Origin of the sequence: Bacteroides sp. AR29 (genome assembly GCF_900217715.1) — a bacterium.
Lineage (GTDB): Bacteria > Bacteroidota > Bacteroidia > Bacteroidales > Bacteroidaceae > Bacteroides > Bacteroides uniformis.
In genome coordinates this window covers 133,469-149,201 of record NZ_OBMS01000005.1, presented here as the reverse complement: position 1 = coordinate 149,201, position 15,733 = coordinate 133,469, and the positions used below count along the sequence as shown (strand labels likewise).

The window sequence follows — 15,733 nt, the reverse complement described above, 5'->3', positions numbered from 1 at the left end:
AGATGAAATCTATAAAGAAAATATTAACGGTATTCACTTCTACTTGTTTCATATTGGGTAGTTGTGATATTGATCCAACATTAACATCTTCATATCCTTCTGATATTATTTGGTCGAATGAATCTAACTTGATTACTTATATCAATGGTTATTATTCATTGGTGGGTGGTTATTATGGACTTGGAGGTGAAGCTTGTACTGATATGTTGAAGCAGAATAATCCTGTATCTGATTATAATCAATTCGTTTTTGGTTCGATGCCTATAACAACTACTAGTAATATGTTTGATACTTGGGGGGGGAGCCACTCCTCACAATTGTCTTTGACTCGTTTTTTGGAGAATCTAGAAAAGAATCGAACTAATTTTTCAGACTCGATTGCTACACTTGCTGAAGCACAAGTCCGCTTTTTCCGTGGTGTAACTTGTTTTAATTTAGCTAAATGCTATGGTGGGCAATATATAATCTATAGACAACTTCCTGTGTTAGGTGAGAAAAATCATCCGCTTTGTTCTTCTCAAGAAGGTTGGGATTTTATTTATGAGGATTTGAAGTTTGCCGCCGAACATTTGCCTACAAAAGATAAAGTGGAATTGGGATGCTTGAGCAGTGGTGCTGCTTATGGTATGTTGGCTCGTGCTATGTTATATGCTGAACGTTGGAAAGAAGCTTCTGATGCAGCAGCTCAGGTAATGAACCAAGATTATGAGCTATATGAAGATTACGGTAAACTGTTTACCAATTCGCGTTTGGTGCCGGTTGAAAATAAAGAAAGTGTCATAGAATTCGGATATCTGAAGGATAAGTTCACTTATTCTTTTGATTATTTCTATTGTCCGCCAAGTGATGGTGGTTATGCTGAGATTTCTCCTACAGAAGATTTGGTTTCTTCTTATCAAATGGCTGATGGTAGTGAATTTGATTGGGATAATCCTGAGATGGCTGCTAATCCTTATGAAGGGCGTGAGCCGCGTTTTTATGCAACAATCTTGTATAACGGTTGTCAATGGAAAGGGGAAACTTTATATACTTATGAGGGTAGTAAGGATGGTTTTGGCTTGGGAGGAGGTACTACCAGTACAGGCTACTACATGCGTAAGTTGATGAAAGAAGCCATTCAACCCAAAGGCACGAGTTTTACTGGTCAGGGAGATTTGACTTATTATTATATGCGTTATGCTGAAGTGCTGTTAATTTATGCAGAGGCCATGGCGATGCAGGATAAGTTGCCGGAGGCTTTAGATGCTTTAAATCAGGTCAGGAGAAGAGCTGGTTTTACTAAGGATTTAACGGCTGCTACCCAAACAGAATTCATGAAATTACTTCGCCATGAGAGAAAGATTGAACTGGCTTTTGAAGGCCATCGTTTTTGGGATCTTCGCCGTTGGGGGTTGGCATCTACTGTACTGAACGGTACAAGTATGCATGGAGTGAAGCCGATTAAGGTCGGTGATAATGAATTTACATACGAAGTTGTAGATATTGATGGCGGCAAGACCCGTGTTTGGGAAGAACGTTATGCCAGATTCCCTATACCCCTTGGTGAAATAGAACAGAATGAAGCAGTTCAACAGTTTGATGAATGGAAGTAAAAAATCAATTTATTTGCTGAATGTATTAACTTGAAAATAAAAATTAACCATGAAAATATTAAGTAAATTATCAGTAATCGCTTGTTTGTGTTGGGCTACATTGGCATCGTGTGAGTCTCCTGATTATGAAACAGGCCGTACTGCTCAAGTGAACGGACTGATGAGTGTTACCATACAGATTCCGGGAAATCCATCGAAATTTGCAGCCACCAAGACTGGACCTTATGAAGAAAATGAAGAGATTATTGTTAAGGTACCTACGACAGATGAAACCCCGTTGGATCTAACACGTCTTATCTGCATGGTGAATGTAGAACACAATTGTTATGTTACTCCTGCGGTTGGTGGTGAGATGGATTTTACAAATCCTTATCCTATAACGGTAGTGGATGCATTGGGAAATAAGCATCATAACACGATTCGTGTAGTGCCTACTCCTCCGAAGACTAAATATGCTAAATTATGGGAGAAAAATGCCGCTTTACTGAATATGTCATCTAATACTACCGGTTTGGCTTTCTATCAGAACTACTTGGCTATTCAAGAGTACAATGCTCCTATTAAATTGTATGATAGAAATAGCGGTGAGTTTGTGAAGGAAATCCCTGCAGCAAGTACCTTTATGATGAGAGCTCGTACAGATGATGCCGGTCATTTGATTACAAACCGTGAAAATGTTTATGGTGCAGGATTTATGGTCTATTACTATTCAGAGGAGACTCAAGAACATATTAATCTATTGAATTGGACAGCTGATGCAGGATGTCCCGATGATTTGGGTTATAACATGAGTGTGAAGGGGGATGTAACTAAAGGAGTAGCTTATATTTATGGTATGTGTCCTCATAATATGGAAATTTATTATTGGAAATTGGAGGATGGTCAATTGGTAACTCCTGATGCAAAACCGAATGTACTTCGTTATGGCCCTGCTGGTGGCGATTGGACCAGCGCTCCAATGATACAACGTGCAACTCTTGAAGATGATTCTAAGCATTATATTGCTTATAATCGCTATTCTGGCGCTACCGGCGATGACGCTGCTTATAAAGCTAAATTTAGTATGTTTACTCCGGCTTATGAAATTACGTCTTTGAATCAAGACAATCACGAGTATCGCATCTTAGGATTTAATGTGTTCAATATTGAAAACGAGACTTATTTAGCGTTGAACGACCAGCAAGCGGACACTTGGTCTGGTGGCGTTTCTACATTGAGTGTTTATGATATTACCGACCCGTCTAAGATGGAATTGGGACCTGATGATGCAGGTTATGATAAGTTCTGTTTATTCAGGGGTGAATGGTCTCCTTATGCTACAAGTTATAACTCTTGGGGTGATTTGACTACTGCCATTGTGCCTACAGATACTGGATATGATATTTATATTGCAACTTGTGTGATTGGTGGTGATACATCCCAAACAACAATACGCATGTATAAGATGACTTGGTATCGCCAATAAGAAGTAACATGTAGCTGGTGATTGATAGGCGGGAATTCGTCTTAAGAGTGATAATCCCGCCTATTTTTGTTTTTTGGGTTTTTATTAATTAGTTTATCGGACTTAGATTATGACATGTAAGAAAGTACTTTTTTCCCTTATGGCTTTATTGAATATTTTTACAGTATGGGGACAAAAAGAGACATTGAAATTCAATCAGAATAGAACATTTAAAATAGTACAGTTTACGGATGTCCATTATAAATATGATGATCAGGTCAATTCTCAGGTAGCACTGGATCGTATGAATGAGGTCTTGGATATAGAGAAGCCCGAATTTGTAATATTCACGGGAGATGTTGTGGTTTCTAACGAATCTTTTAAAGGGTTGGATATAGTGTTGGACGTTTGTATCAAACGTAATATTCCTTTTGCTGTCGTATTTGGTAATCATGACGACGAATACGATCATACCCGTCCGGAACTCTATGACTATATTGCGAAGAAGAAAGGCAGTCTAATGCCTACCCGTATAAGTGAGGTGGTTCCGGATTATGTGCTGACTGTGAAATCTTCAAAAGATAAGAATAAAGATGCGGCATTACTGTATTGCATTGATTCTCATTCTTATACTCAAATTAAGTCAGTTCCGGGTTATGATTGGATTAAATTTAATCAGATAGCTTGGTATCGTGAGCACAGTAAGAAGTTTGCAGAAAACAACGGAGGTATACCTCTGCCTGCATTGGCTTTTTTCCATATTGCTCTCCCAGAATATAAAGATGCATTACTGGAAGATAAAAACCGTTTGTTTGGTTGTAAGGGAGAAATGGTATGTTGTCCAACTACCAATTCTGGCTTTTTCACTTCAGTTAAGGAGTGTGGTGATGTGATGGGTATCTTCGTTGGACATGATCATGATAATGATTATGCAGTAGCATATAAAGAAGTGTTGTTGGCTTATGGTCGTTATACAGGTGGAAAAACTGTTTATAATGATTTGTCTTCTAATGGAGCTCGTGTCATTGTTTTGCATGAAGGTGAACGTAGGTTTGATACTTATATTCGCGTAGCTAATAATGAGATGGAATCTTTTGTCACTTTTCCCAACAGCTTCTATTAATAGAAATTATACTTTCAAAAAAGGTAATTATGAAATATTTATTATTGTTTCTTTTTTCTCTGTTTTGTACTGTGAATATGTACTCTAATGAGAAAGTGGGTTTAACATTGATACCTCCCGGCAAAATTTCAAATAAGATAAATTTGGATATACGTGGAGGAATTGTGAATAGGGGTAATTCTCTGCAAACTTATCAAGTTTCCCTTTTTTGGGATAAAGAGAAAAAATCTGCTTTATTGTGTGATACAACTTTGAAAATATCATCAAGTAAATCGGATGTTGTGAAGATTATGATTCCCATGAAAGATAAAGTGGGCAAGCATAAGGTGATTTTGAAGGTGTCTGATGGCAAAAGAGTATATCGTAAGACAAAAGAAATAGAAGTAATTCAATCGGACATTCGTTCCATTCAGCAGATTTCAGGTGCTTGGACCGGAATCTATCATTGGAGTGAAGAGGAAGGTAAGCACTGGAATCAAGATATCAAAAAGATGACCGATGACCATTGGAGAGAGATGATTCGTTCCATGCACAAGATTGAGATGGATATGGTGGTAATTCAGGAAGTATTTCGCCATCAAGCTTATATCGGAAGTTCTACTACCGTTGAGGATTATCCGGGGAAGGCTTTCTATCCTTCTAAATTATATCCCGGCCGTATGGACATTGCAGCTGAAGATCCTATCGAAGCCATTCTCTCGGAAGCGGATAAGCAAGGAATGCAAGTATTGATGGGGGTTGGTATGTTCGCTTGGTTCGACTTTACCCCCGAGTCCTTGGAATGGCACAAACGGGTTGCCAAAGAACTGTGGGATATGTATGGGCATCATGAGTCTTTTTATGCTTTCTATGTATCCGAAGAAAGTGGTGGGGGCCTAAATAACTGGGAACCAGATCCACAACGCAGTAAGGAAAGAAAAGTTGAAATAGTACATTTCTTCAAGGAATTTAAGGAGTTTTGTAGTGCTTTAGCTCCTGAGAAACCCATAATGCTTGCCACTAATAGTTTTGATGTCCCTGTTGGGATGGATACTTATCCGGAATTATTGAAATATCTGGATATTCTTTGTCCATTCGGCTTTGCACGTATGCCGGCAACCGATATAAGCGGCAAAGAGGCTGCCGATTTGTTGCAGAAGGTTTGCGATGAGGCGAATGCGCACTTGTGGTTCGATCTTGAGGCTTTTCTATTCAATCCGGACAATTCTTTGTATCCCCGTCCTATAGAGCAGATTATTCATGATTTGAATCTGTTTGACAATTTCGAGAAGATCCTTTGCTATCAGTTCCCCGGTGTTTTCAACGATCCGGAGATGTCTATCCGTGTGGGCGAAGCGCGTACAATCAACTTGTTCAATGGGTATATGAGATATTTGAAAGAACTGAAATATAGGAATAAAACACGTAAATAAAAAGAAAGTGATGAAGCGCTGTTATCTATACCTGTTTATCCTAATAGAGATGTGTTGCCTGTCGGAGCTTTCTGCTAAGAGTTGTGGCAAGGTTTTCAAAGGGAATGATCCGGCCGTGAGATATGTTGGCAGAACGCTGGTTTCCTCGGACGGGTCGGTATCTTTCGATTGGGTGGGCACCTATTGGGAGACTCGTTTTACGGGCGGAAGACTCTCTTTGATAGTCTCTGAAACCGGAACAAGCTACTACAATGTGTTTGTGGATGATGAACTGCACCGGGTTGTAAAGGTGTGCGGGACAGATACTCTAATTAATGTGGTGTCGGGGATAGATAAGCGTCTTCATAGCTTGAGGATGCAAAAACGTTCTGAGGGAGAGTTTGGAAAGACAACCATCCACCGATTTGTGCTCTCTGCTTCGGGACAGTTGCAGGCAAGTCCTACTGTGCGTACCCGTCATATTGAGTTTATCGGCAACTCGCTTACTTGTGGGTATGGGGTGGATGGTAGGCACCGTGATGAGCCTTTTGGGGTGGAAACGGAAAACTGTAATCATGCCTTTGCAGCCATGGTAGCCCGCTATTATGATGCCGATTATACGTTGGTTGCCCATTCGGGCAGAGGAGTAGCCCGTAACTACGGTGATTCGGTGAGGGTGTCGAAAGTAACGATGAAAGACCGAATGCTAAATACTCTTGATGAAGACCTTACTGTTAAATGGAATTTCACGGGCTATCGACCGGATTTGGTGGTTATAAATTTAGGCTCGAACGATTTTTCTACAGAACCGCATCCTTACAAGAGAGAGTTTGTAAAAGCTTATATGCAGATAATAGCACAGTTGCGCGAGCATTATGGGAATATTCCTATTCTCTGCCTTTATCCGGTTGCTATGCAGGCTCCGGTGTTCAGTTATTATGAAACAATAGTGTCTGAATTGAATGATCCGAAACTCTTTCTGCTGAGGCTGGATGAAGGACTTTATAACAGGACAACAGATTTGGGTGCAGCCTGGCATCCCGGATACAGTGGACATAGGAAAATGGCTATGTGGATAATTCCTTATATCTCGACCCTCATGGGGTGGGAATTGGCTGATAAAATTATTGAGTAAAACAGAAAAAAAGAACAAGAGATGAGAAGACGTGATTTTATAAGATATTTAGGCTTGGGAAGTGTGGCTGTGACCATACCCGAAGCTATGCATGCAGTTCCTGCTGCCGCCACCACATTGTGTTCGGACAAGAAGACCAAGCCTATTTCGGGCTCTTGGTTTGAATTTCAACATTCGGCAGCCGAAGGCGGGTATTGGAATGAAGCATTGGCCCATTTTACTGCCGACCAATGGCGCAGGAAGGTGTTTGAAATCCGTGAGGTCGGTATGGAGTATTTGGTTTTGATGGGAGTGGCTCGTGCCGGCAAACCCTTCTATCCTTCTAAAATTGCTCCTCGGATTCCAATGGGGTGTGATGACCCGCTGGAAGCTGTCCTTTCTGCGGCAGATGAATGTGGTATCAAATTTTTTGTCAGCAATGATTTTTGGGGCGATTTAGATGCTTACAACATGATGTTGGACAAGGGAGTACAGACAGTTCGTTTCCAGGCGATGGAAGAGATAGCTGAGAGGTACAGTCATCATGCGTGTTTTTATGGGTGGTATTTCCCGAATGAAGCCATGCTGCAACCTTATTTTGTGGATGCTTGTGTGAACTATGTCAATGAGACTGCGGCATTTGCCCAACGCCTGACGCCCAATTGTGTGAACCTGATAGCCCCTTATTTTATCAAGGAAGCCCGTTTTGATGATCATTTTGTTCGTCAGTTGGAGAAGATGAATATTGATATCATAGCCTATCAGGACGGGGTGGGAGTGAACCATACTTCATTGGAAGACTCGGCCAAGTTCTATGAAATATTGTATAAGGCGCATGAAAAAGCTTGCAGGGCTCGTTTGTGGGCAGATGTCGAATTGTTTTATTTTGAGGATGGAACCGGTGGTAATTTGCTTCCTGCTGATTTTGGCAAACGCATTATCAGGCAGCTGGAAGCTGTGTCCCCTTATGTGGATAAGGTGCTCTGCTATCAATATTTGGGCATTATGAACAAACCTGATACAGATATTGTGGCAGGGCATCCGGATTCTATAAAATTATATGAGCAATATACAGAATGGTATAATCATTATCAAAAGAAGTGTGAATGAAAAAAGTATTTCTCTTGACTTTATTGGTTCTGTTTGGTACCTTTGAAGTAAAAGCTGCTTTTAAAAAGAACGAAAAGAGAATTTTGTCAGAGCAAGTGCTGAAGGATAAGGTGAAAGGTGCTTGGGCCGGGCAAACGTTAGGGTGCAGTTATGGTGGTCCCACCGAATTCAAATTCCTGGGAACTATTATTCAGGATTATATTCCCATTCCTTGGAATGAACACATGGTGAAAAAATGGTACGATAGCTTTCCGGGACTTTATGATGATGTCTATGTAGATTTGACATTTGTCGAAGTCTTTGAAAGATGCGGTTTGGATGCTCCGGTGGATTCGTTTGCCGTTGCCTTTAAGCGAACGGAATATCCCTTGTGGCATGCCAATCAGGTAGCGCGCTATAACCTGCTGCAAGGAATGAAAGCTCCTCAGAGCGGGCATTGGAAGAACAACCCTCATGCCCATTGTATCGATTTTCAGATTGAGGCTGATTTTGCCGGAATTATGTCGCCTGGGATGCCCAATCAAGCGGCTGAAATTTGCGATAAGGTAGGTCACATCATGTCTTATGGCGAAGGTTGGTACGGGGGGGTGTATGTTGCAGCCATGTATTCTTTGGCCTATGTCAGTGATGATATGGAGTATATTGTGGAAGAAGCCCTTAAAATCATACCGGAGGAAAGCGATTTTCACAAGTGCATGTCCGATGTCATTCGTTGGCACAAGAAATATCCCAATGACTGGAAGCGTACTTGGTTTGAACTGCAGAACAAGTGGAGCGAAGAAATCAGTTGTCCCGAAGGCATCCACAATTCTTTTAATATCGGTACGAAAATCAACGGGGCCTACATCCTTTTAGGATTGCTCTATGGAGAGGGTGATTTTACAAAAACCATTGATATCTCTACCCGTGCTGGGCAGGATTCTGACTGCAACCCGGCATCGGCAGCAGGTATATTGGGAACCATGATAGGTTACAGCAACATTCCCGAATACTGGAAAGGGACTTTGTATGAGGTGGAAGACCGGCCTTTTTCTCATACAGACATAAGTCTGAACAAGGCTTACGAAATGACTTATAAACATGCTTGTGATATGCTCCGGAAGCATGGAAATGCGAAAATAGGGAATGCTTTTGAAATCAAGCGGGAGGATATTCGTCCTGTTGCGTTGGAAGTGGCCTTTGAGGACCTGAAAGTTAGTGGCAAACTTACTGTTGAAAAATCGATAGATGAGGTGAATCCATTCACTTTCGTAGGCACAGGTCTGGTGGTGAAGGGGTACGTCGCAGGTGCTCTTCCGACAGACTATACGGCCGAAATGGAGGTGTATATAGATGGGAAATTGCATGAGACCACTGCTTTGCCTCAGGAACTCAATCACCGGAAGTGCGAGTTGTTCTTCTGCTACGACTGTCCGGTGGGTAAGCACGCAGTGACTTTTAAATGGAAAAATCCCGTGTCCGGCGGAAAGATATGGATTACCGAAATTATAACCTATACAACGAAATGACAGCCATGAAAAAAAGAATGATTCTGGCAACCTTGTCTTCTTTGTTGCTATGTATGGCAGCTTGCAGCAATAAGCAGCTCCCCACAAGCGAGGATATCTTGACAGAAGCTCGTGCTGTGAAGACATTGAACGCTTATGATGAGATGAATTGTGTGGTGTATGATATGAAGGTAACTCCTGCCTCGCCTAAAAGTTCGATAGACCGTTTTGTCAGTGATGACTGTGTAGAAGGTGCAGGAAGTTTTGAAATCAGATACTCTTTTTCCGGCAATTCTTCCGAAGCGGAATCGGTGTATATCCAGCAAAGTGGTGGAGACTACCGCAGTGATTTATCTTTTCATCCTCTGGGACTTTCCATTTGGGTGAAGGGTAATAAGAACAACAAGGGTACATTCCGTTTTATGATAATTCAAGATGCAGGCATGTTCACCCAGGGGACACTGCACGACAAAGGGCGCTGGCAATTCTTTGAATATGTGGACAAAGAGGTGTTGACTCAAGAAGAGTGGACTCGGGTGGTGATGCCATACGAAGCCTTTACTTTTGTCAAGGGACATGATATGGGGGATAATAAACTGATGCTGAACCGCTTTGAGGGGTATCGGATAGAAGTAACCAATGATGAGGGTGTAATGTGTACCGGTTCGTTCTGCATTGACAATCTGGAGCAGTTGACTTCTTATGCTCCCGAGTTCAAAGGGGCTCCAAAGTTTTCCAGTGTGTTTATTCAATTGGACGGGGTATATGAAAACACCGATTGGGATAAGGAGTTTAAAGCAAGCCAAGAGGTGGGCATTGATACCTGGATTATACAGTATGCCGAGGGGTTCAATGACCGTGCAGAAGAAAAAACTTCTTTTTATGTTCCAACAAAACTTCCTTGGGTCACGAAACAATATGATATCATGAACCGGATGTTCGAGGCTGCCAAGCAGAATGGAATGAAGCTTATCGTAGGGCTTTATCCCGGTGATTATAGCAAAAAAGACACTGCAAGCCCCGAGCAATACGATTTCCTCGTAGAGCGGAACAAGCAGGTCTTTGATGAACTGTTTGCCCTTTGGGGAAATCATCCCTGCCTGGATGGTTGGTATATAACGGAAGAGTTTCACGATGGCTCCTATCCCGTGGGGTGGCAGCAAGAACCTTCACTCTCCATGCTGGCCAACTATTTGCAGACGGTGGCGGCTTATATAAAGTCGAAATCTCCCAAGGAAGTCTGCATCGCTCCTGCCTTGTGGCGTGGCATGCCGGCCGATCTTTGTGGGGAGTGGTTCGGTAAGATATTTGCCCAAACACCCGATATTGATGTTCTTTATCTTCAGGACATAGGCGGACGTTGTCTGGTGGACTTTGATGTGGATCTGCCCAATTGGTTTGCCGAAATAAAGAAAGCCTGCGATGCCAACGGAGTGATTTTCGGGGTAGACATCGAGTCGTTTAAGGAATGCTGGTGTCCGAAGATTACAATGCGTACCAAGCCTTGGTCAGAGTTGGAAGAACAATTAAGGGTTGCCGGAATGTTTACCGATCATATTACGAATTTCAGTTGGGCTACCTTTAAGCCGGGAACGGACACTTATGAAGGTTATAAGAGGTATATTGAAGGAAAATGACCTATTGCTGATGCAATAAAATAGCTCATTAGCGGAATTGGTAGTGTTTAATCAATAAAAAACAAATATTTTTTATGAATCAGTTCATCAAAGAAATACAAGAACAACCGGAAATGTTGGAACGTACTCTTGGCTATTATCATTCAAGAGAAGGAAAGGAGCGTTTGGATGCTGTCTGTACTCTGTGGACAACCGGTGACTATGACAAAATAGTACTTACCGGTATGGGAAGTTCTTATTTTGTATCGCAAGCTGCCGCGACCATGATGACCGCTTATAATATACCCGCTTTTGCTATCAATGCCGGGGAGCTATTGCATTTTCAGTCTTCAGTTCTGACAGAGCGCACTTTATTGGTTGCCATCTCACAGTCAGGCGAGAGCTATGAGGTGATTGAACTGCTTAAACAACTTGGTGAACGGCATCATTCACGGTTGACAGTGGTTGGGGTCACAAATGAGTCTGGAAGTTCTTTAGCGGCGATGGCTACTCTCAGTCTGCTATGTAAGGCTGGGAGGGAGGAAATGACATCTACGAAGACATTTATCACCACCTATCTGGTAGTGTATCTGCTTGCAGGAGCATTGGATGGTCGCAGGGTGGATAATGCTCTTTTAGATAGTGTCGTTCGGGAAGTCGGTCTTCAGCTTGAGAAAGGGGGGATTTATTTATCCCGTTCGGTCGCTTTTTTAAGTGGGCATCCGTTTGTTCAAGTGATAGGCAGGGGTACGGTTTTTGCAAGCGCTGCCCAAACCGCCCTGATGTTTATGGAGGCTACCAAGACTCCGGCTTCAGCTTTGTTGGGCGGTGAGTTTCGCCACGGCCCACTAGAGATGGTAGGCCCTGGCTTTATCTGTATCATTTATGCGCATTCACGGTCCGGTGTTTATCGGCAGAGCATCAGGCTTATGGCTGATGTTCTGTCTTTTAATGGTAAAGTGATCCTGGTGTCGGATATCTCCTCCGGCATTGAAAGTGTGAATTTGCTGGAAATCAATGTTCATTGCGGAGACCCTGATTTGTTTGCAATTCCGTCCATTGTTCCTGTTCAGCTGATAGTGAATGCTTGGGCGGAAGAAATGGAACTAGTGCCCGGCAGTTTTACACATGGTGCTAAAGTGACTTCAATAGAATAATGATGGGACGAAGAAAGGTAGCCATAGGAGTCGATATCGGAGGCACAAAGATCAGTGCGGGTATTGTTGGCGGAGAGGGATTGGTTTATGCTTCTCCCCGTACTATTGCAACTAATCCGAAAGAACCCGGCGAAGTAATTATTGCCAATTTGTTTTCTCTGTTGAAAAATATTCTGGCTGATGCTGCGGATTACGATATTCAGGGCATTGGTATCGGGTGTACCGGACCTCTCGATATAGGTAAAGGTATACTGCTGGATGTTGAGAATCTTCCCACTTTGAACTATTTTCCGTTGAAAGACACCGTTGAACAAGCATTTCCGTTGCGGGTGATCCTTGATAATGATGCCAATGCGCTGATTTATGCAGAGGCATTATGGGGAGCGGGTCGGAATGCCGGTTCAGTCCTGGGTTTCACTTTAGGAACGGGGATAGGATGTGCTTGGATTAATGGAGGAAAAGTATGGCGTGGGCATTCCGGTTGTGCTGGAGAAGTATGGACTTCACCTTATAAAGAAGGGATATTGGAAGATTATGTATCCGGCAATGCCGTCACCCGTCTTTATAAAGAATATACAAAGGAGGAGTTGCCGGCTTATCGTATAGCCGAACTGGCACGGTCCGGTGATAAAATGGCTTTGCAGGTATGGGATGCTTTTGCCCAGGCATTAGCTCATGCTTTGTCATGGACAGTGAATATTACCGATCCCGAAATTGTCATCATAGGCGGATCTGTTCTGAAATCTTCCGATTTATACTGGGACAAGGCAGAGTGGCTATTTCGTAAATTCATTTGTCGTTCAGCAGCCCGGCATACTACTTTGCTGCCTGCAGCCTTGGGAGACAATGCCGGATTTATTGGTGCGGCTGCATTAATATTAAAATAACAAGAAACTATGAGAAAACTCTTTTTTATACTGTTGATATGTAACATGTTGTTTGTCAATGCCCAATCTCTTGAACTGGAGAACTGGAAGATTATCAATTCTTCCGAGCTAAACGCCGGAGCTGCTGAGGTTTCGCAATTGTCTTATCCCACTGCCGGATGGTATCAGGCCACTGTGCCCACTACCGTGTTGAACGCTTTGGTGAAGGAAAACGTATATCCTGATCCGAGAATCGGCCTGAATAATTACCTGATTCCGGATGTGTCGGATGAATTTAATGCCCGGATGGATCTATCTAAATACAACTACCTGAAAAGTGGCCGTAATCCTTGGCAAGATCCATACTGGTATCGTACGGAAGTCGTTCTTCCCAAATCATATAAAGGCAAGAAGGTATGGCTGACCTTGAACGGCATCAACTACCGGGCAGATGTCTGGGTAAATGGTCGTCAGGTTGCTGATAAAAAAGATATTGTGGGTATGTTTCGTCGCTTTAAACTTGATATAACCGGATATGCCCGTGCCGGAGCCAACAATTGCATTGCGATAAAAATTTATCAGGTGGATCATCCGGGCGTCCCGACTCCCGGCACCCAGTTGAAAGTATTCGGTCCTGTACGCGGACATTCCTACGATATCTTTAAGGATGAGACATTGAAGATATCCGGTGGCTGGGATTGTGCTCCCGTGGTTCGCGACCGGAATATGGGTATCTACCAGAAAGTGATAGTGGAAGCCACGGACGAGGTGTTGATTGAAAATCCTTTTGTTATCACTACTTTACCAAAGTCCACTACCATGCCTATGAAGGTTGACACTGGGCTTGCAAAGGTCAATATTAAACTTGAAGTGAGGAATACTTCTGCAAAGCTTGTCGAGGGAAAGGTGAATGCTTGGATTACATTACTCAACGAAGTCAAATTTCCCACTTATACCAAGCATATGGAGGGATACCTCAAGCCAATCAAGCTGACGAAGAAAGTAGCCCTGCGTGCCGGTGAGAGAAAAGTAGTGGAACTGACCCCTGAGGACTTTCCTTCCTTGCTGATAGAAAACCCGTATTTGTGGTATCCGAATGGGTATGGCGAGCAATACTTGCATCACATGAAACTGTCTTTTAGCATCGGTGGAAAAGTGTCCGATACCAAAGAGTTTGATTTCGGAATCCGTGAGGTGGCAAGTGGACTGAACCGGGTGGGAGATGAATGTGGTCGTGTATATTATGTGAATGGCAAGCGGATATTCTGTAAGGGCGGTTGGATACAGCCGGACATCTTGTTGGAGGAATCTGAAAAACGTATCTATGATGAAGCCCGCTTGATGGCAGAGGCGAACATCAACCTGATTGGCAGTGAAGATATGCCGTCTCCTTCTGAAACCTGGTTTGAAAGTTTTGACAAATATGGCCTGATGTGGTGGCATGTTTTCTATCAATGTTTCCGTATGACTCCCGGAACTGAAACTGCTGACAATCCTCTGGATCATGGTCTGGCGGTGGCAGGAGTGGAAGATATGATGCTCCGCTATCGCAATCACCCTTCTATTATTTCATGGATAGGAGCCAATGAGGTCTTGATGAATGAAAGCTTGTACAAGCTGACCAAGGAGAAAGTGAGGAGTATCGATACTACGCGTGTTTATCTTCCGACTACCAGTTTTCATTGGGATGTAGACGCCTTGACTCCTTATCTGAAAGAAGATCTGCCAACAGGTACGACGGATGACGGTGCGCCCGACTATAATTGGGCGCCTTCTTCCTACTTCTTTGATAAAGTGCGTGAGGTCCATTTGCAGATGTTCCGCAATGAACTGGGGATGCCTTCCATGCCGACGTACAACAGCCTCCGGAAATTTATTCCTACCGCGGAGAGTACGGCTAATGTAAACAGCCCTATTTTCCCATTGGATAGCATTTGGGCTGAACATGGTGCTTGGGATGTAAGTAATTATTGCTATCGCTCTTATGACAATGCCATTCGCACAATGTTCGGTGATCCGAAGACGGCAAAAGAATATGCCGACAATGCCCAGTTTCTGAGTGCCGATGGTTATCGCGCTATGTTTGAAGCGGCTAATCACCGGATGTGGGATATTACTTCCGGTGTGATGATTTGGAAGATTAATTCTTGCTGGCCCGATGTGTGCTGGCAGATATACGACTGGTATCTGGCTCCCAATGCTTCTTATTATTTTGCAAAAAAAGCTATGGAACCGGTGCACGTACAGTTGAATGCGAATGATTTCAGGGTTTCTGTGATTAATGCCTCCCATCAGACACTGCAAGACGTGAAAGTGACGGCTAAAGTTATCAACAATGACATGGAAGTGGCTTGGGAGGACTCCCAGCGGATAACTGTTTCTCCCGATTGCTATCAGGAGATTGTTACGGTGCCCCGGTGTGGAAAATACTCTTATAATTACTTTGTGAAGCTGGAGCTGCATGATAAATACGGTAAACTTCTGTCCGAGAACCTATATTGGTTCTATTCCCAGCATATGGATTTCTTTTGGTTCACTTCTATGGAGAAACCGGAATTGAAGGAGGAGGTTGAAGTTACCAAAGAGGAAGGGGAATATGTCTTTTCTATTTGTTTGAAGAACGAATCGGATCGTTTGTCCCATTTCAATCATCTGACTTTGCTGGACGTCCGGGGTAAGGAGATTAATCCGGTATTCTGGAGTGACAATTTTATTACGCTCTTTCCGGGAGATGAAAAGGTAATAACGGCTCGTGTGGCAGTATCCGATGCCGGAGATACACCTCCTGTGTTCTTCCGGGCACGATGATGAATAGATTGAATTTATTTATAAT

At 42.9% G+C, this 15,733-nt stretch carries 11 protein-coding genes; all 11 read left to right on the top strand.

The window, feature by feature from the left end; genetic code table 11:
• The first annotated feature begins 2 nt into the window (after nucleotides 1–2).
• The 11 genes from CSD97_RS04730 (at nucleotide 3) to CSD97_RS04680 (ending at nucleotide 15,708) form a co-directional block, all read left to right on the top strand.
• Nucleotides 3–1,592, top strand: a complete 1,590-nt coding sequence (locus tag CSD97_RS04730) for a RagB/SusD family nutrient uptake outer membrane protein (protein ID WP_057281456.1) — start codon at nucleotides 3–5, stop codon at nucleotides 1,590–1,592.
• A gap of 49 nt (nucleotides 1,593–1,641) precedes the next feature.
• Complete coding sequence (locus CSD97_RS04725; RefSeq protein WP_035447310.1) at nucleotides 1,642–3,057, top strand: hypothetical protein; 1,416 nt, start codon at nucleotides 1,642–1,644, stop codon at nucleotides 3,055–3,057.
• A gap of 139 nt (nucleotides 3,058–3,196) precedes the next feature.
• A complete protein-coding gene (locus CSD97_RS04720) occupies nucleotides 3,197–4,159 on the top strand; it encodes a metallophosphoesterase family protein (RefSeq protein WP_035447308.1) in 963 nt (320 codons plus the stop codon).
• Nucleotides 4,160–4,449: 290 nt separating this feature from the next.
• Nucleotides 4,450–5,571, top strand: coding sequence for a DUF4434 domain-containing protein (locus CSD97_RS04715; protein WP_310591724.1), 1,122 nt, complete (start codon nucleotides 4,450–4,452; stop codon nucleotides 5,569–5,571).
• A gap of 10 nt (nucleotides 5,572–5,581) precedes the next feature.
• Complete coding sequence (locus CSD97_RS04710) at nucleotides 5,582–6,685, top strand: SGNH/GDSL hydrolase family protein (RefSeq protein ID WP_064774936.1); 1,104 nt, start codon at nucleotides 5,582–5,584, stop codon at nucleotides 6,683–6,685.
• Between the two features lie 21 nt (nucleotides 6,686–6,706).
• On the top strand, nucleotides 6,707–7,774 hold the full coding sequence (locus CSD97_RS04705; RefSeq protein WP_035447304.1) for a DUF4434 domain-containing protein: 1,068 nt from the start codon (nucleotides 6,707–6,709) through the stop codon (nucleotides 7,772–7,774).
• A complete protein-coding gene (locus CSD97_RS04700; RefSeq protein ID WP_057281453.1) occupies nucleotides 7,771–9,282 on the top strand; it encodes an ADP-ribosylglycohydrolase family protein in 1,512 nt (503 codons plus the stop codon). The genes CSD97_RS04705 and CSD97_RS04700 overlap by 4 nt, the downstream gene beginning before the upstream one ends.
• Nucleotides 9,283–9,287: 5 nt before the next feature.
• Nucleotides 9,288–10,898, top strand: coding sequence for a DUF4434 domain-containing protein (locus CSD97_RS04695; RefSeq protein WP_057281530.1), 1,611 nt, complete (start codon nucleotides 9,288–9,290; stop codon nucleotides 10,896–10,898).
• Between the two features lie 74 nt (nucleotides 10,899–10,972).
• Nucleotides 10,973–12,034 carry an SIS domain-containing protein gene (locus tag CSD97_RS04690; RefSeq protein WP_035447300.1) on the top strand — a complete coding sequence of 354 codons (1,062 nt, stop codon included), beginning with the start codon at nucleotides 10,973–10,975 and terminating at the stop codon, nucleotides 12,032–12,034.
• Nucleotides 12,034–12,921 (top strand): ROK family protein, encoded by an 888-nt coding sequence (locus CSD97_RS04685; protein ID WP_227186983.1) that lies wholly within the window; start codon nucleotides 12,034–12,036, stop codon nucleotides 12,919–12,921. The genes CSD97_RS04690 and CSD97_RS04685 overlap by 1 nt, the downstream gene beginning before the upstream one ends.
• Before the next feature lie 9 nt (nucleotides 12,922–12,930).
• Nucleotides 12,931–15,708 carry a glycoside hydrolase family 2 gene (locus CSD97_RS04680; RefSeq protein ID WP_035447296.1) on the top strand — a complete coding sequence of 926 codons (2,778 nt, stop codon included), beginning with the start codon at nucleotides 12,931–12,933 and terminating at the stop codon, nucleotides 15,706–15,708.
• The last annotated feature ends 25 nt before the right edge of the window (nucleotides 15,709–15,733 follow it).